The sequence below is a fragment of the uncultured Caldilinea sp. genome (genome assembly GCF_937128415.1).
GTDB lineage: Bacteria > Chloroflexota > Anaerolineae > Caldilineales > Caldilineaceae > Caldilinea.
Window position 1 is genome coordinate 100004 of sequence record NZ_CAKZMJ010000006.1, and the last position, 17417, is coordinate 117420.

Below are 17417 nucleotides of genomic sequence, written 5' to 3' on the forward strand. Positions count from 1 at the left end.
TTGAGCATGGGTCACAGAGAGCGGCTACGAAGCGCAGAAGCTTTGCTCTGTTCTAGCTGTTTGACCAATTCAGTGACGTGTTCTGAGTAAACATGTTTGCTCTGAGACAGCGTCAGCGGAACGCCGAACTGCACTGCGACGCTCATGGCGTCGGCGGCGGAGGGAAGCACATCGAGGAGGACGACGCCCAACCGGTTTTCGATCTCGCGCAGCGAGAGCAACATGACGCCCTGTCGATTGACGGCGATGACGCGCGTGGTCAACGTGTTGCTCAGGGCGGCGAGCTGTTCGAGGCGATGCGCGGCGGCGACGACGCTCGTCAGCTCCGGCTCAATCACAAGAAACACCTGTTCGCTGCTTTTGAGAACCAGCTCCGCAGCCTCGTCGAGCAGTGGCGGCAAATCGACGATCACATAATCGCACATCGTCACCAACCGTCCCAGCAGCGCGCCGCCGAGGCCAGGCGCAAAGGGGCCAAATTCGCCCGCCGACTGCGGCCCGCACAACACGCGCACGCCTGTCTCCGTCTTCACCAGCAGCCGATTCACCATTTGCTCTGTAATCGCCGTCGGCTCCAGCGTGCGCAGTGCAGCCAGCGACGCAGTCGGTTTCAGATTGAAATGCACGGCGACCGTGCCAAAATCCGGACGGAATTCCAGCAGAATGACGTTTTTCTTTTCTTGCGCAAGGCGAGCGGCAAGGTTGACCGCCAGCGTGGTGACGCCGACGCCGCCCTTGGCGCCCAGCACGCTGAGCACGCGCCCGGTTTTGCCGACCGCGCTTTGGCGCAGGATGCGATGGCGCTCCAGCAACATTTCGACGCGCGTCAACAGCTCGCGCGGGTCGATCGGCTTGGTGAGATACTCATCGGCGCCGGCGCGCAGCCCTATGATCTTTTCCTGCACCTGTCCGAGGCCGCTGAGCATGATGACCGGCAGCGTTTCCGTTTCGGGATGCCTGCGCAATTCCGTGCACACATCAAAGCCGTTGATCACCGGCATCATGATGTCCAGGATCACCAGGTCAGGCTTCTCTGAACGGATCAGATCGAGCGCCTCCTGACCGTTGACGGCGACAATGACTTCATGATGCTCCAGCTTGAGGGTGTTGGCGATCAGCTTCTGCAACATCGGATCGTCATCTGCGAGAAGAATCTTTGCCGGCATGCTTCCCATTCTCCGCTCTAATGGTGTGCGCGCTGTCGAATTGCGCCCCAGGACGATGTTTTTGGTTCAATACTCCAGGCGCGCAAAGTACGTCTGTTCGGCCGCCGTCCTTGCCTGTTGAAGCGTGTAAATTCCCCGCTCCTCCAACAACGGGATCATGCGCAGGAAAATTTCTCCGGCCAGAATGGCGTCGCCAAGCGCCGTATGTCGGCCCAGCACCTGCACTCCCAGCCGTCTGGCGATGTCTTCCAGGCCATGACGCTCCTCTTCGGGATGGATGACAGCGGATAACAACAGTGTATCCAGAACCGGGTTGACAAAGCAAACTCCGCTTTCGGCTTCTTTTTCTTTGAACATGCGCAGGTCGAAGGCCAGGTTATGCCCCACCAGCACGGTGTCTTCGACAAATTTGTGCAAGCGGGGCAATACGACCTCGATGGTGGGCTGGCCTTTGACCATCGCATCCGTGATGCCATGGATGGCCGTAGCGGTGGCCGGAATCGGCCGTCGGGGATCGACAAGTTGCTCGAAGACTTCCTGGCGCAGAAGGCGTCCGTTGACGATGCGCAGCGCGCCGATCGAGACAATTTCGTCCAGGCCCGGCGTCAGGCCGGTGGTTTCGGCGTCGAGCACGGTGTAGGTGAGCGAGCGCAATGGCCGCCGATCGAGCTCAGGATGCTGGCCTGGTTGATGGAAGAGGTCGAAATCGTAGTACTCCGGTCGGCTTTCGACGGCTGGAGCCATGAAGGGCTTTGCAGGGGCCGATGCAGCAGGCCCTGCGTCGGCGGCGCGCGGCAAGAGCAGGCGAAAGTAGGCGCTTTCACCCGAGGGGCGCACCTGAAACCAAACTTCGCCGCCATGACGTTCGGCGACCTCGCGCAGCGTAACGACGCCGTCCCGGTCGTCGGCGACGAACGCTCCCTCCTTCCAGCGCTGCCATCGCTCCATGGCGACGCCGCGGCACGGCCATTCGATGTCGATGGCGGCGAAACTTTCCACGCCCTGCAAAGAAAGCGTCAAAGAGCGCACGCCAAAATCTTGCGAAAGCGTATGCGCCAGATGGGAGAGCCCCTGCATCAGCGTGTAGTTGTCGGTTTTGAGGCGCAGGGCGTCATCCACTGCGCCGGGGAGGACCTCGACGCCCAGGCGCTCCGCAAGGCGACGCTGCACGGCCCACAGCAGATCTGGGGCGGCGATCTCTTCGAGCATCCACTGCGCGCGCAGGTCGCTGGCATGGCCGCGCAGAACCTCGTCGATCTGCTCGCTCAATTGCTGGGCCTCGTCCAGGATCACCTGTTGGAAACGCTGACGTTGCGCAGGCGTCATGTCGGGATAGCTCTCCATCGCCTCGATTGCGGCGCGGATGGCGCCGAGCGAGGCGCGCTGCCGCTCGGTCAGCGTCTGCAGAAGCGCGTCGCGACGCAGGCTGCGCTCGATCCCCTCGCCGACGTCCTGCAAGGTCAAAATGTAGCCGCGCAGGCTCCCATCGGCCTCCAAGAGGGGCGCCAGCCGGGTGCGCAACAGACGACCGTTGGCTGCGGCTGTGACAAAGCTGGTCATCACGGTCTGTTCATCCGGGTTGCGACGCTGGAGCAGGGAGTGCACCTGTTCCAGCGCGTGGACGATGGCGTTGCGGTCGATGACGCCGAAGACCGAACGTCCTAACCCCACGAAAGGCTGCGCAGCGTCGCCTGGGCTTCCATCCAGCAAGCGCCGCGCGCTGCGATTATACAATAGGATTTGTCCATCCAGGTTGCAAACCAGCACGCCTTCCGTCAGCTCGGCCAGCAGCGTCGCCAGCATGGCCCGCTCCTGTTCGACGTCGGCGCGCGCCTGTCGGGCAGCTTCGACGCGTTCTTTCTGCAGCTGATCGAGGCGCTCCGCAAATTGATTGAGCAACGCCGCCATCTCTTGGATATCGGGGGGGCCGCCGGGCTGCACCCGATGTTCCGGGTGCACGGTGAGCATCAGACGTCCGGCGTCGATCAGCCGACGCACGTCCCATACGAAGGCGCGCACGAAGCGCTGCACTGTCGCTGCGGCGATGATCAGCGCCGCCAGGACGACGGCGACGCCAAGCCACCAAAGTGCGCCGTTCTGTTGCGCCGCCTGCGCCAGCAGCCAGCCTGCTCCCAGCCCTGTTGCCAGCGCAGTCAGGGCGACGACGCCGACCAGCTTGCTAATCTGTGAACGTTTCATGTTTTTTGTCGATTTCCGTCTGACGAGAGGCCTCTAGCTGTCGGCGCACTTCGTCGAGCAGGTTGCGCGTGGAAAACGGCTTGGTGATGTAAGCGTTGGCGCCGAGCGCCATCCCCTTGGTCACTTCCACCTCACGCCCCTTCGCAGTCAACATGATGACAGGCAATTCATGCGCGCCGGCGTGCTGCCGAACGCGCTGAAGAACGTCAAAACCGTTGAGACCGGGCAACATGACATCCAGCAGAATGAGGTCGGGGCGGAAATCGGCGATCTGTTCGAGCGCCTCCTCGCCGTTGCGCGCCACGGCGACCTCGTAGCCGGCCTGTTGCATGAGAAACTCTAGCGAAATCACGATATTGGCTTCATCGTCTACAATCAACACTTTTGCGGACATGCTTTTCCTCTCCACGCTATCGATGATCGGAAGGGGACAACGGCAATGTAAACGAAAACGTCGCTCCCTTTCCGGGTTCGCTCTCGACCCAGAGCTTGCCGCCAAAATGGGCGATGATCTGCGCGCTGATGGGAAGGCCCAACCCCGTGCCTTGGGGCTTGCCCATCCGGCGGTCGCCGCCTTGACGGAATTTATCGAAAATCACCTTCTGGTCTTCTGGGCGGATGCCGACGCCGTTGTCGGCGACGTGAACGATCAGCCAGTCGTCCCTGCGCTCCGTCGAGATGCAGACTTCTCCTCTGCCTTCGGGCGAAAATTTGATGGCATTGGAGAGCAGGTTGAGCATCACCTGCATCAGCCGATCCTGATCCACCCAAACGAAGAGTGGTGGGCCTGCGTCGATGCGGGTGAGGATGCGCACGCCTTTTTCCTCGGCCATGCCGCTCGACGCCCGCACCGCCTCGGTGATGAGGGCGTGGAGATCGACCTCCGTGGTGTTCCATTCCGCTGCGCCCGCCTCCAGTTTGGCCAGGTCAAGCACCTGATTGATCAGGCGAGAGAGGCGCTCGCTCTCCTTGAGAATGATGCCGACGAACTGGGTGCGGCGCTCCTCGTCGAGCGTCGGGTTGTCATAGAGAATCTCCGAAAAGGCGCGAATCGAAGTCAGCGGCGTGCGCAGCTCGTGGGTGACGGTGGAAATGAAGTCATCCTTGAGCCGGTCCAACTCCTGCAGGCGTTCGTTGGCGGCGCGCAGCTCGGCGGTGGCGGCCTCCAGCTCGCGGCTCTTCTCCTCCAGCTGACGCGTGCGATTTTCCAGTTGTCGGCTGTAGGCGCGCACCTGCGACGTCTCGTCCAACAGTTTGAGCACCTCGTCCATCGACAGCCGCTCCTCCTGCACAACCGAGGCGATGGCGACGCGCGCCGACGCTGCGCCCATCACCCCGGCGAGCAGGCGTTCGGCGAATTGCACCAGCTCGGCGTCCGCCTGGTGCATCTGCGTCCAATCCAGGCTGTGACGACGGGCGTAATCGTTCAGCTCTCGCTCCGTGCGCGCTTGCCCTAGAAAGCGCTCCAACAGCGAACGCAGCGCCTGCACGGTCGCCGTGCCGCGCCACAAAAAGATAGCTTCGCTCTCGGCGGAGTAATCGAAGACGTTGACGAAGCGAGAGGCCTGCCCTTGCTCGATCACGCTGGGACGGGTGAGCAATGAGACGATCACGTAGGCGCCGATGTTGGCGAGCAGGCTCCAAAAGAGCGAATGCGAAACAGGGTCCAGCCCCGTCAGATTGAAGAGATTGTGCGGTCGCAGCCAGGAGATTCCCCACGGCCCATAGAGCAGAAAATCGTCGGGCGCGCCGCCGAAGCTGTGCGTGGCGGCCAGCGGCAACGTGTATCCCCACACCAGGAAACCTGCGACCAGGCCGCTGAGCGCGCCGAGCCGCGTGCCGCCCTTCCAGTAAATTCCGCCTAGAAACGCCGGCGCAAACTGCGCTACAGCGGCGAAAGAGATCAACCCGATCGAAACGAGCGAGGCGGCGGTGTCGGTCACGCGGAAATAGACGTAGCCGAGCACCATGATCACGACGATGGCGATGCGACGGATCGACAGCAACGTCCCGCCGTAGTCCCCGCGCTCCGAGGGGCGCACGATGCGCAATTTCAGCAGCAGCGGCATCATCAGATCGTTGGAGACCATCGTGCTCAACGCCACCGTGTCCACAATCACCATGCTGGTCGCCGCCGAGAGGCCGCCGATGAAGACAAAGAGCGCCAGCAGCTCATTGCCGGCGGCCATCGGGAGGCCGAGCACGAAGAGATCGGCGTCCATGGGCTGATGGCGGAAGACGATCAGGCCGGCCAGCGCAATCGGGAAGACGAAGAGGTTGATGACAAGCAGATAAAGAGGAAAGAGCCAGCTCGCCTTGCGGATGTGATTTTCATCCATGTTCTCAAGCACCGCCATTTGGAACTGGCGGGGCAAGAAAAGAATGGCCAGCATTGAAAGAAAGGTCAACCACGCCCACTGATTGTAATCGATCGTCTCTGCGCCGAACGTCGCCAGCCTCGCCGCGTCGGGATCGGCCATAGCTTGCGTGAACAGATCGACGGGGCCGTTGAAGAGCGCAAAGGTGACAAAAAAGCCGACCGCCAGAAAGGCAAGCAGCTTGACGATCGACTCGAAGGCGATGGCCGCCACCAATCCTTCGTGGTGCTCCGTCACGTCGAGATGGCGGGTGCCGAAGAGAATGGCGAAGGCTGCCATGCCGAACGTCACCCATAGGGCGGTGTCGAGCCCGCTGATGGTGAAACGGTCGGAGGGATCGAAGCGAAGCTCCGGATAGCCCCACAGCAACGTGAAGCTGGCGGAGACGGCGTTCAGTTGCAACGAAATGTACGGGATGACGCCGACGACGGCGATCACCGTCACCAGGCCGCCCAGCGTGCTGCTCTTGCCGTAGCGCGAGGCGATGAAGTCGGCGATGGTGGTGATGCGGTTCATGCGGCTGATGCGCACCATTTTGCGCAACACAAACCACCACAGCACCGCGATCAGGGTGGGGCCGATGTAAATGGGCAGGAAACCCAGGCCGCTGCTGGAGGCGCGCCCGACGCTGCCGTAATAGGTCCACGCCGTGCAATAGACGCCCATTGAGAGCGCGTACACATAAGGATTGTTGATGATGCTGCGGCCGCGATCCGCCCGCCGGTCGCCGTAATAAGCGATGGCGAACAAAAGCCCCAGATAGAGCAAAGAGACAAGGAGAATCAGGCCGCCAAACATCGTCGCCTATCTGCGTCGCTCGTGAATCAACCAGACGGCGCCGATCACGCCCAGCCATGCGCTGAACAGATAGAGCACGCTGACCGGCGCGCCAAACAGCAGCGCGGCGTCATTGAACAACTCCATCAGCGGATAGCTAAACAGCAGGCAGCCGACCACAAATAAGACAACCAACCAGGATTCACGCGCACCGCTGCGCATTTCGCCCCTCCCAGGAAACCGTTTCCTCTGTCCATCCTCTTCCAGAAAGTTTGCCGGGAATTCACAATCCTTCTGACGCCCCGTAAGCGCCGCTCATCGCTGCGCCTCCTCGATTCATGCAAATCACCCTTCGGCGGCGGGGCCGAAGCCGGCGCCGACCAGCAGCCCGGCTCCCCAGCCGTAGAGCCAACCCGCCGCCGCCGAGGCCAGCAATACGCTCCATGACTGCGCGCCCCACGCCATCATCCCGCCCAAAAGGACGCCGGCCAGCAGCCCCCCTGCTCCAAAGATCAGGCTTCCCCGTCGGGCGCCTCCCCACCAAGCCGCCAGCGCGCCTGCGACCGTCCACACGCCGACCACCCAAAGGATGGCCGGCCTCATGGCCGTGTAAAGCGCGTCGAGCATTGCGGGCAAAAAATGCTCCGCCACAAAGGGGAGCACGGCCATGTGAAAACTGAAACCGGCCAGCAGCCCAATCACGCCGCCAAAAAAGATTCGATGGATCCGATTCAAGTTCATGGAAGTTCTCTGACGCCGCCTCAAGATCGAATTCTACCGTAGACCGCCTCCACGCAATTGATCGGCGACGGCCTCCTGCATCTCGCGCACCATGACGAAGGCGTCCTTCAACAGCCGCTGTTCGCGCGAGGTCAGGTCCTTGAGCCGGATGCGATTGTCCGGCTTCTGGCCGGCGCGGATGGCGTCGAGCTGGGCGCGCAGGCGAATATGTAAAAAGAACTGAAATGCGCCGCTCAGATTGTCGGCGCCCTCGCCGCTGAGCGTCCCACCTTGCACGGCTGCGGTCAGCCGCTCCATCGTCGAGCGTTCGCGCGAGCCGGCGGCCAGCGCCAGCGCGCGCGCCATGCCCACCACCGGCGCCACGCCGCCTTTCTTCAGGTCGATGTAGCCGCCTTCGCTGCGCAGGCGGTTGAGAAAGCCAAGCGGCGGGGCAAAGGCGTTGGCCGCCTGCGCCAGATAGGCTAGAAAGATGCCGTTGCGCTGCGCCGACATCATGCGCTGCTCCAGCGGCTCGAGCGAAAGCTCGCCATAAACCGGCCGAAAGTCGAAGAAGATGCCCGCCTCCACCAACGCTTGCGGCTCCGGACGGTCGATCCAGTCGGAGAAGAGCGCCAGCCATTCGTCCAGCGGCTTGCACCAGTTCGTCGCCATGTAGCCGCCGGGGCAGGGCGGAAAGCCCGCCTGAATCAGCCGCTGCACGACGAACTCCGCCAGCGCATGAAAATAGGCGTCGGCGGCCTCCGAAGGTTCGGCGTAGACCAGGGCGTTGTCCTGGTCGGTCAGCACCATCTGCTCGCACCGCCCTTCGGAGCCGAAGACGATCCAGGCGTAGGGCGTCGGCGCCGCGCCGAGTGCAGCCTCGCCCTGCTGCAGCAGGCGGGCGATCAGCGTGTCGTTGAGCGTCGAGACGATCCGCCCGATCTGGGGAGCAGCCAACCCGCCGCGATAGAGCGTCTCCACGACGCTGTTGACCTCGCTGCTGTAACGCGCCAGCTCCTTTGGGTCGTGCAGCGCGTTCAACTGGCGCTGCAGAAAAATCGGATTTTGCGATTGAAAGCGCAGCAAGTCGGTCGAGGAGATCAACCCGACGATTTTCCCCTCCTCCACCAACGCCAGATGGTGAATGCGCTCCTCCAACATGCGCATCATGGCGCCGTGCACGGGCGTGTCGGGGTCGATTGCAATCAATGGCCGACTCATCACCTCGCGCACCGGCGTCTCCGGGCCGCGCCCCGCCGCCAGCACGCGATTGCGCAGGTCGCGGTCGGTGAGGATGCCGGGCGGCTCGTCGGCGACCAGCACCGAGCCGACGTTGGCTTTCGCCATCACCCTCGCCGCTTCCTGCACGGTGGCGTCCGGCGCTACAAAGATCGGCTCATGCACGACGAGATATTTTGAAGGCATGCCTAACCCCTGCGCGTTCAACGACTGCTCGGCTGCGGCGGCGCTGCGCAGCCGCTCGCTCAACCCGCGCAGAAAATATTGCGCAAAGGGAGGACGCTCCAGCAAGATTCGGAACAGCGACTCCGGGATGCGGTAGATGACGCACGGCTCTGCGGCGACGGCGTCGGTCAAGGGCGGCTCCTGGCTGAGCATCGAAGGGAAGCCAAACATCTCGCCCGCTTCCAAGACATGGCGGACGCGGCCGTTGGCGCGCAGCTCGACCGAGCCGCTGCGCACGATGTTCAGATAAGCGCTCGGCGCGCCGCCCTGCTTCAGAATGAGAGCGCCCGCCTCATATTCGACGCGTTGCATCGCCTGCCGAACCATCTCCAGGTCTTCAGGCGGCAACTGGTCAAAAGGGGGAATCTGTTCGATGAAGGCCAGAGCTTCCATCTATCCAGTCCTGTACATGCAGCGCGAGGGGGCGGATCAGACCCCCTCGTGCTAAAGTTTTCACCCTCGTTCGCCACCCTCATTCGCCAACAGCTTGCTCGCGTTCAAGGGTACACGAAAATCGAGCTTCTGGACAACTCTGCTTTGAGCGCCCTCAATGTGCGCCTTCGACGACCTGTGCGCCGCGCGGGATGCGCACCGATTCGACCAACTCCTGAATCTCCTGCGGCGGCGGCGCCGTCATGCGCGAGACGACAAACGCCACGACGAAGTTCAGAATCATCCCGATCGTGCCGATCCCTTCGGCGCTGATGCCCATGAAGTCATTGAGGAGCGGCGCCGGCGTGCCGAAGATGACATTGGACTTCATCATCAAAATCATGGCCAACGTGAAGACAAGGCCGACGCTCATGCCCCAGATGGCGCCCGCCGTGTTGGCGCGCTTGTCAAAAATGCCCAACAGGATCGCCGGGAAATTGCTCGCCGCCGCCAGGCCGAAGGCCATCGCCACCACCTGGCTGACGAAGCCGGGCGGGTTGATGCCGAAGTAACCGGCGAACAGGATGGCGATCAGGATCATAGTGCGGCCGGCGATCATGCGCTGTCGCTCGGTCGCCGTCGGGCGCAGGATGCGATAGTAGATGTCGTGCGAGACTGCGCTCGACATCGCCAGCAGGAGGCCGGAAGCCGTCGAGAGCGCCGCCGCCAGGCCACCCGCCGCCACCAGCGCAATCACGATCGGCGCCAGCTGTGCAATTTCGGGATTCGCCAACACGATGATGTCGTTGTCAAAAAAGACTTCGTTGGGGCCATCGGTGGGCGCTTTGAAGTTGCGCCCTTGGAAGGCGGCGCCGGGGCGAAGCTCGATCTTGCCGTCGCCGTTCTTATCGTAGAAGGCGAGCAGACCCGTGCGCTGCCAGCTCGTCGCCCACGTCACCGGCGTGCCGTCCGGGTAGACCAACTCGTAGATGTTCTGTTTTTCGCCTTCGATCACGTTGGCGACCGTGGCGTTTTGCAGCGTGTCGATCAGGTTGTAGCGGGCGAAGGCGGCGATGGCGGGCGCAGTCGTGTAGAGCAGCGCAATGAAAAGCAGCGCCCATCCCGCCGAATAGCGCGCGGCGCGCACCGTCGGCGTGGTGTAGAAGCGGGTGATCACGTGCGGCAGGCCGGCGGTGCCGACCATCAGCGCGATCGTGATGGCGAGCACATCGAGCTGCGTTTTGCTTTGGAAGGGCTGCGTGTATTCCTTGAAGCCCAGGTCAATCTGCACTGCGTTGAGCCGCGGCACGATGTCGCTGAAGGTGAATGAAAGCTGCGGGATCGGGTTGCCGGTGAGCACGACGCCGATCGCCACTGCAGGGATCAGATACGCCACGATCAACACGGCGTATTGCGCCACCTGCGTCCACGTGATGCCTTTCATGCCGCCCAACATGGCGAAGAAAGCCACGATCGCCATGCCGACGACGACGCCCCACTCGATGGGCAGGCCCACGAAGCGGCTGAAGACGATGCCCACCCCGCGCATCTGACCGGCCACATAGGTCAGCGAGACGACGATGGTGGCGATGGCGGCGATCAGACGCGCAGTCTGCGAATAGTAGCGATCGCCGACGAAATCGGGCACGGTGTATTTGCCGAACTTGCGCAGATAGGGCGCCAGCAGCAGCGCCAGCAACACGTAGCCGCCCGTCCAGCCGAGCAGATAGATGGCGCCGTCGAAGCCCATCGTCGAGATCAGACCGGCCATCGAGATGAAGGAGGCTGCGGACATCCAGTCGGCGGCGGTGGCGGCGCCGTTGGCGACGGCCGGCACTCCCTGACCGGCGACGTAAAAGCCCTTGGTGTCGCGCACGCGGTTGGTGTAACCGATCCAGATGTAAAACGCAAAGGTGATGGCGACGACGATATATGTCCAGAGTTGCACATCGCTCATGGTTGGATTCTCCTGTAAGCTCGTAGACGTCTAAGGCTATTCATGCACGTCGAATTCTTTGTCGATGCGATCCATGAGCCAACAGTAGACGAAAATCAGGATCACAAAGACAAAGATGGCTCCCTGCTGGGCGAACCAGAAGCTCATCGGCAACTGACCGATGCGCACACCGTAGAGCATATTGGCCAGAATCAGGCCAAGCAGGTACGAGACGACGAACCAGATCGCCAGCAGAACGCCGATCAGGCGCAGATTGCGCTTCCAATAGGCGCTTGCTTTTTCCGGCGACCATTCCTGTCTGCCTCCTCCTCTCCGGCCACCGCCCTGGGCGCCCTTGCCGCTCGACTTTTTGGGGGGCGTCGCCACTTTGGTCATAATGCTTCCTCCTTGATGAATTCAATGAACTAATGAGAGAACACAATAACGAGAGAACACAATGAAGAGATGAAAGACAACTACGCCCGATCGTTCCCCTCCGGCTCTCCAGTTTCTCCGGCTCAATCCTCCAACGTGCTGAGATCGCCGGGGTCCTGCCCCAGTTCTTGCGCCTTGAGCAGCCGACGCACGATCTTGCCGCTGCGCGTTTTGGGCAGCTTTTCGGTGAACGCCACCTGGCCAGGCGCTGCGATCGGCCCCAGCTCGCGGCGCACGTGCTCGATGATGCTCTGGCGCACTTCCTCGCTCGGCTCCACGCCGAGGCGCAGCACCACGAACGCCTTGATCGCCTCGCCCTTGATCGGATCGGGCACGCCGATCACTGCCGACTCCGCCACCGCCGGATGCGTGATCAGCGCCGACTCCACGTCCGCAGTGCCGATGCGGTGACCGGCCACATTGAGCACATCGTCGCTGCGCCCCAACACCGAGATATAGCCGTCCTCGTCCCAGCTCGCCACGTCGCCCGCCGCATAGCAGTTGGGGATTTCATTCCAATACTGCTCGTAGCGGGCGTGATTCCCCCATACGGTGCGCATCATGTTCGGGAAGGGGCGTCGGAGCGCCAGCAGCCCGCCCTTGCCTTTGGGCACAGGGTTGCCTTCGATGTCCACGACGGCGGCGTCCACCCCGGGCAACGGCAGACCGGCGGCGCCCGGCTTCGCCGCCTTGACGATCGGCGTGGCGATGGCCGGCGCGCCCAGTTCCGTCTGCCACCAGTTGTCGGCGACAAAGCCGCGTCCACCCTCATCGAGCAGGTGCTTGTGCGCCCAGCGCATCGCCTCCGGGTTGAGCGGCTCGCCGGCGACAGCGATCAGGCGCAGCGTGGAGAGGTCGTATTTCTCGACATGCTCCGGGCCGAACTTCATGAACATGCGCACCGCCGTCGGCGCCGTGAACATCACGTTGACGCCGTACTTCTCCACGCACTCCCAGAAGACGCCCGGATGCGGCCAGTCCGGCGCGCCTTCGCGAAAGACCGAGGTGACGCCCTCCAGCAGCGGCGCATAGACGATGTAGGAGTGCCCCACCACCCAGCCGATGTCTGAGGTCGCCCAGAAGATGTCGTTGTCCTTGACGTCGTAGAAGTTGCGCAGATGATAGGTCGTCCCCACCATGTAGCCGCCGTGCACGTGGACGACGCCCTTCGGTTTGCCGGTTGAACCGGAGGTGTAGAGGATGTAGAGAGGATGTTCGGCGTCGACGGGGACCGGCTCCACGTCGGCTTTGCTTTGCGCAAGCAACTCGTCGAAGTCGACTTCATGCGGCCGCAGCTCCGCTTTGATCCCGCGCTGAAACCAGATGACATGGCGCAGCGGCAGGTCTTCGGTGGCCTGTTCGACGATGCTGCGCAGATCGACGCCTTTGCCGCGGCGCATGCCGAGGTCGCCCGCGATCACCACTTTGGCGCCGGCGTCGAGGATGCGGTCGCGCAGCGCCCCCACGCCCATGCCTGCGTAGACGACGGAATGGATGGCTCCCAGCCGCGCACAGGCGAGCATCGAAATCACGCCCTCGATGGTCAAGGGCATGTAGATGATGACGCGATCGCCCTTTTCGACGCCGAGGCTGCGCAGGCCGCTCGCCAGTTTGGAGACCATGCGCCGCAACTCGTAGTAGGTGAGCTTGCGTTCGTCGCCGCCTTCGCCGATCCACAGCAGCGCCACCTTGTTGCGATTCGCACCGTCGGCGTGACGGTCGAGCGCATTGAGCGTGATGTTGGTCTCCCCATCGACGAACCAACGATGATTCGGATACTGCCACTCCATCACTTTGCTCCAGGGGCGAAGCCATATGAAGCGAGAGGCCCATTCTGCCCAGAAGCCCTCCGGATCGTTCAGGCTGCGCGCATGCTCCGCCTCCAGATCCTTGAGGTTGGCCTGCGCTTTGAGCCATGCCGGCGCTTCAAAGCGTTCATCTCGAGTCAAAATTTGTTCGAGCACGAAAGCACCTCCGAAAAATGGGTAAAAGAAACCTGCGCCGCGCCGAAAGCGCAGCCAACGCCGTCGATTGGATTGTGTTTGGGAAGAAATAATGTTTTAGCTACGAACTATGCAAATAAACCCGTTATCGCCGGACGCCTTCCAGGAAGCCTGGAGCTTCCTGGAAGGTTGTTGAGCGTCATCCTTCTAGCGTGCTCGTGTCGCCCAGCGGTTGACCGGTCACCTGGGCTTTGAGCAGACGGCGCATGATCTTGCCGCTGCGCGTCTTGGGGAGGCTAGAGACGAACTCGATCTTGGCCGGCACGGCGATCGGGCCGACTTCGTGGCGCACGTGCTCTTTCAACTCCCGCTCCAGGGCCTCGCCGCCGTCGACGCCTGCGTTGAGGATGCAGAAGGCGTAGATGGCGTTGCCCTTGAGCTCGTCCGGCACGCCGATCACGGCCGCTTCCGCCACAGCCGGATGCGCCACCAGCGCGCTCTCGATCTCGGCCGTGCCCAGGCGATACCCGGAAACTTTGATCACATCGTCCATGCGGCCGATGATCCAGAAATAGCCGTCCTCATCGCGACGCGCGCTGTCGCCCGTGAAGTACCAGCCCTGCTCGGCGAATTCAGACCAGTAGGTCATGCGGTAGCGGTCGGGGTCGCCCCAGACCGTGCGCGCCATGCCCGGCCAGGGGTGCTTGATCACCAGGTAGCCGTCTTCGTTGGGCGCGGCCGACGTGCCGTCGGCGCGCACGACGTCCGCCTGAATACCGGCGAAGGGCAGCGTGCCCGAACCGGGCTTGAGCGGCACGACCGGCGTCGGCGTAATCATAAAGCCGCCTGTCTCCGTCTGCCACCAGGTGTCCATGATCGGGCAGCGCTCCCGGCCGATGTGTTTGTAATACCAGCGCCATGCCTCTGGGTTGATCGGCTCGCCGACCGAACCGAGCAGGCGCAAGCTGCTCATGTCGTGGCGCTGCGTCCATTCGGGACCAAAGCGCATAAAGCTGCGGATCGCCGTCGGCGCCGTGTATAGGATCGTGATGTTGTACTTTTCGATCAGCTCCCACCAGCGATCGGGCAGAGGGTAGGCGGGCGCGCCCTCGTACATGAAGCTGGTGGCCCCCAGGATCAGCGGCGCATAGACAATGTAGCTGTGACCGGTGATCCAGCCCGGATCCGCGGCGCACCAATAGCGGTCTTCTTCTTTGATATCGAAGACATATTTGAGCGTCGTGGCGATGTGCACCTGATAGCCGCCGCAGGTGTGCATCAGCCCCTTGGGCTTGCCGGTCGTGCCGGAGGTGTACAGGATGAAGAGCGGGTCTTCGGCGTCCATCACCTCGGTTTCGCAATAGGGGCTGGCGATCGGCAGCGACATCAGCTCGTGCCACCAGAAATCGCGGCCGGGCGTCATTTTTACATCCTGACCGGTGCGCTTGTAAACGATGACCTTCTGCACAACCGGGCTGCGGTTGACCGCTTCGTCGGTGATGTCCTTCAAGTTGACGGTCTTGCCGCGCAGCCAGGCGCCGTCGCAGGTGATGACCAGCTTGCTGCGCGCGTCGGAGATGCGGTCGGCCAGCGCCTGCTCGGAGAAGCCGCCGTAGACCACGCTGTGAATGGCGCCGATCTTGGCCGTCGCCAGCATGGCGATGGGCAGCTCCGGCACGCGGCCCATGTAGATGGTCACCGTGTCGCCGCGCTTGACGCCCATCGCCTTGAGCACATTGGCGAAGCGGTTGACTTCTTTCCACAGCTTGAAATAGCTATAGGTGCGCTGCTCGCCGTTCTCGCCTTCCCAGATCAGCGCCAGTTTGTTCTTGCGCCAGCTCTTGACGTGGCGATCGAGCGCGTTGTGGACGATGTTCGTCTTGCCGCCGACGAACCATTTGAAAAAGGGCGGGTTGCTGGCGTCGAGCACTTGGGTGTACGGCTCATACCAGTCGATCATCTCTTTGGCGCGTGCATCCCAGAAGGGAATGGGGTCCTCGCACGCCTTCTGACGGATTTCCAGATAATTCGGCACATTGGCGTTGGCGATCACCTCTTCTGATGGATAGTAGATCTCTTTGCTGGTAGAGATCGCTTCCACAGCTTCAACCATGGGACGGTTTCCTCCTTTGCAATACCGATGTGGCGTTTCAATCGTGAGATCTGCAAACGATGGCGTTGCGCTGTAGTGCTGACAAGAAAATTGTCAGGGCTGCAGCGAATCTATTTAAACCGGAAATCGTCTGGAAAGCAAACGGGAAGCCGTTGACCGTCGGACGCCCCCGGGAAGCGAACCCAATCGACCGATCCGTCCCTCGCAGGGAGAGCGCCTCAGTTGACATGATTACACCAACTTCATAGAATAGAATACAAATTCGCTCTAAATCTTCAACGCCCATCGCGATAGTTTTTCTTGGATAGAACGATAGGTGCGCCTACCCGTTTGTGTAGGGAGTGCGCCGTTATTTCAACGCCGCCCGATCTCGTGGTTGATAACAATCCGTCCGGCGTAATTGCGAAAACCTCTGCGCTTCCCTCCCATCGCATCCTTTCGGTGGCGGAGGAGGAGCTGGCGCGCATCGTGCTCGACATTCACGACGGGCCGGTGCAATATCTTTTCTCGGCGCTTTCGCTGTTAACCGGCGTTCAAAATGACCTGGCGGAGCGAGGCGCGCCGCCGGACATCACCGCGCGTCTGGCGCAGGTGGGAATGTTGCTGGAGTCTTCGCTCTACGAAATCAAATATTTTCTTGGCACCTTCCGGCCCCCTGAATTTCGTCAGCGTTCGCTCTCGTCGATCGTGGAGGGTCTGGTCATCCAGCATGAAGAATGGACGGGCGCCACCGTGCATCTGGAAATGGACGCCGCGCCGGAGGACGCGCCGCTGGCCGTCAAAATCGCTCTCTATCGAGTGTTGCAGGAGGCGCTTTCCAACGCCAATCGTCATGCGGGCGTCGCCGAGCACTATGTGCGTCTGTGGGGAGAGCCGGGAAAGGTCTGTCTGGAGGTGGCGGACAACGGGCGCGGTTTCGAGCCTCCTGACCTGGAAAACCCGATCGAAAGCAGCCACGCCGACCACATCGGCCTGTTGGGAATGCGCGACCGCGTTGCGCTGCTCAACGGCGTCTTTCGCATCGAGAGCAGCCCAGGCCAAGGCGCAAAAATCCTTGTCACGATTCCGCTGGATCCCCCCGAGAAGTCGTTCTCCGTCGCGGACGAGCCATGAACCGTTCATCCTGTGATCGTCGCATTCGCGTTGTGTTGGCGGACGACCACGCGCTTGTCACCGAGGGGTTGCGCTCGTTGATCGATCGCCAACCGGATATGGAAGTCGTCCAGATCGTGCAAAACGGTCGGGAGCTGCTGGACTTTCTGGAGCGCGCCGCTTCGGCGGTCGACGTCGCCGTCGTCGATGCACAGATGCCCTCCAACGGGTTGGACGCGCTGGCGGAAATTCGGCGACGGGAGCTGCCCGTGCGCGTGCTCATCCTGACGGCCTTCGGCGATGGCGAAAGCATGCAAAAGGCGTTGCATTATGGCGCCGAAGGATTTGCGCTGAAGACCGAGTCTCCCACGCAGACGATTGAAGCGATCCGACAGGTGGCGCAAGGACGGCTGGTCTTTCCTCGCGCGGCGCAGCGCTGGATGATGAGCGGTGGCAGGCGTCCTGGCGAGGCCTCTGCGCTGTCTCAGCGCGAGCTGGAAGTGCTGGAGAAGCTGGCCCAAGGCTCCACCAATGCCGAGATCGCCGCCGCCCTTTCCGTCAGCGAAAACACGGTGCGCTTTCACCTGAAAAACATCTATGAGAAACTTGGCGTCGCCAACCGCACGGAGGCGGTGGCCTGGTTTCTCAGAAGGGGAGCTGCTCGCTAGAGAACGGAGTTCTGTCCGCTGGCCGGTTGTTTCTGGCCCAGGAAACTCCAGCAATCCGGATTGGGTAATTCATTCTCGATTCTGTTCAGTCCGTCTTCGCTGCTTTGCTCGGGTCATCGTCTGGATGAATTCCACGCGCTGAGAGCGCAATAGA

At 62.0% G+C, this 17417-nt stretch carries 13 protein-coding genes; 2 read left to right on the top strand and 11 right to left on the bottom strand.

Annotated features, from left to right (window positions below; genetic code table 11):
• Positions 1-11: 11 nt before the first annotated feature.
• From Q0367_RS00800 to acs (Q0367_RS00850), 11 genes are all read right to left on the bottom strand, one after another.
• Positions 12-1166 (bottom strand): response regulator, encoded by a 1155-nt coding sequence (locus Q0367_RS00800; RefSeq protein WP_297639611.1) that lies wholly within the window; start codon positions 1164-1166, stop codon positions 12-14.
• 66 nt (positions 1167-1232) lie between these two features.
• Positions 1233-3365, bottom strand: a complete 2133-nt coding sequence (locus Q0367_RS00805; protein WP_298980641.1) for an exonuclease domain-containing protein — start codon at positions 3363-3365, stop codon at positions 1233-1235.
• On the bottom strand, positions 3346-3759 hold the full coding sequence (locus tag Q0367_RS00810) for a response regulator transcription factor (protein ID WP_298980643.1): 414 nt from the start codon (positions 3757-3759) through the stop codon (positions 3346-3348). The genes Q0367_RS00805 and Q0367_RS00810 overlap by 20 nt, the downstream gene beginning before the upstream one ends.
• Positions 3760-3775: 16 nt before the next feature.
• A complete protein-coding gene (locus Q0367_RS00815) occupies positions 3776-6541 on the bottom strand; it encodes a sodium:solute symporter family transporter (protein ID WP_298980644.1) in 2766 nt (921 codons plus the stop codon).
• A gap of 6 nt (positions 6542-6547) precedes the next feature.
• Complete coding sequence (locus Q0367_RS00820) at positions 6548-6742, bottom strand: hypothetical protein (RefSeq protein ID WP_297639622.1); 195 nt, start codon at positions 6740-6742, stop codon at positions 6548-6550.
• A gap of 123 nt (positions 6743-6865) precedes the next feature.
• A complete protein-coding gene (locus tag Q0367_RS00825) occupies positions 6866-7261 on the bottom strand; it encodes a hypothetical protein (protein ID WP_297639625.1) in 396 nt (131 codons plus the stop codon).
• A 33-nt stretch (positions 7262-7294) separates the two neighbouring features.
• Positions 7295-9097, bottom strand: coding sequence for a DUF294 nucleotidyltransferase-like domain-containing protein (locus Q0367_RS00830; protein WP_297639627.1), 1803 nt, complete (start codon positions 9095-9097; stop codon positions 7295-7297).
• Between the two features lie 154 nt (positions 9098-9251).
• A complete protein-coding gene (locus tag Q0367_RS00835) occupies positions 9252-11033 on the bottom strand; it encodes a sodium:solute symporter family protein (RefSeq protein ID WP_298980645.1) in 1782 nt (593 codons plus the stop codon).
• Positions 11034-11069: 36 nt separating this feature from the next.
• Positions 11070-11408: a DUF4212 domain-containing protein gene (locus Q0367_RS00840; RefSeq protein WP_297639642.1), complete on the bottom strand. Its 339-nt coding sequence runs from the start codon at positions 11406-11408 to the stop codon at positions 11070-11072.
• 122 nt (positions 11409-11530) lie between these two features.
• Complete coding sequence (acs, locus tag Q0367_RS00845) at positions 11531-13411, bottom strand: acetate--CoA ligase (RefSeq protein WP_298980646.1); 1881 nt, start codon at positions 13409-13411, stop codon at positions 11531-11533.
• A gap of 178 nt (positions 13412-13589) precedes the next feature.
• Positions 13590-15503, bottom strand: coding sequence for an acetate--CoA ligase (gene acs / locus Q0367_RS00850; protein WP_297639648.1), 1914 nt, complete (start codon positions 15501-15503; stop codon positions 13590-13592).
• Between the two features lie 372 nt (positions 15504-15875).
• On the opposite strand from acs (Q0367_RS00850), the gene Q0367_RS00855 reads away from it, so the two are divergent.
• Both Q0367_RS00855 and Q0367_RS00860 read left to right on the top strand, forming a co-directional pair.
• Entirely contained in the window at positions 15876-16616 is a 741-nt protein-coding gene (locus Q0367_RS00855) for a sensor histidine kinase (RefSeq protein WP_297639651.1), read from the top strand.
• The gene (locus Q0367_RS00860; RefSeq protein WP_297639655.1) at positions 16613-17263 is read left to right on the top strand and encodes a response regulator transcription factor; all 651 of its coding nucleotides are present in this window, start codon (positions 16613-16615) and stop codon (positions 17261-17263) included. The genes Q0367_RS00855 and Q0367_RS00860 overlap by 4 nt, the downstream gene beginning before the upstream one ends.
• The last annotated feature ends 154 nt before the right edge of the window (positions 17264-17417 follow it).

What these genes read in the sequence shown, in the direction of transcription:
- Q0367_RS00835 (WP_298980645.1), bottom strand. Translation starts at nt 11,033, where the DNA reads ATGAGCGATGTGCAACTCTGGACATATATCGTCGTCGCCATCACCTTT.
- Q0367_RS00860 (WP_297639655.1), top strand. Translation starts at nt 16,613, where the DNA reads ATGAACCGTTCATCCTGTGATCGTCGCATTCGCGTTGTGTTGGCGGAC.
- Q0367_RS00805 (WP_298980641.1), bottom strand. Translation starts at nt 3,365, where the DNA reads ATGAAACGTTCACAGATTAGCAAGCTGGTCGGCGTCGTCGCCCTGACT.
- Q0367_RS00815 (WP_298980644.1), bottom strand. Translation starts at nt 6,541, where the DNA reads ATGTTTGGCGGCCTGATTCTCCTTGTCTCTTTGCTCTATCTGGGGCTT.
- Q0367_RS00800 (WP_297639611.1), bottom strand. Translation starts at nt 1,166, where the DNA reads ATGCCGGCAAAGATTCTTCTCGCAGATGACGATCCGATGTTGCAGAAG.
- Q0367_RS00820 (WP_297639622.1), bottom strand. Translation starts at nt 6,742, where the DNA reads ATGCGCAGCGGTGCGCGTGAATCCTGGTTGGTTGTCTTATTTGTGGTC.
- Q0367_RS00810 (WP_298980643.1), bottom strand. Translation starts at nt 3,759, where the DNA reads ATGTCCGCAAAAGTGTTGATTGTAGACGATGAAGCCAATATCGTGATT.
- Q0367_RS00830 (WP_297639627.1), bottom strand. Translation starts at nt 9,097, where the DNA reads ATGGAAGCTCTGGCCTTCATCGAACAGATTCCCCCTTTTGACCAGTTG.
- Q0367_RS00825 (WP_297639625.1), bottom strand. Translation starts at nt 7,261, where the DNA reads ATGAACTTGAATCGGATCCATCGAATCTTTTTTGGCGGCGTGATTGGG.
- Q0367_RS00840 (WP_297639642.1), bottom strand. Translation starts at nt 11,408, where the DNA reads ATGACCAAAGTGGCGACGCCCCCCAAAAAGTCGAGCGGCAAGGGCGCC.
- acs (WP_297639648.1), bottom strand. Translation starts at nt 15,503, where the DNA reads ATGGTTGAAGCTGTGGAAGCGATCTCTACCAGCAAAGAGATCTACTAT.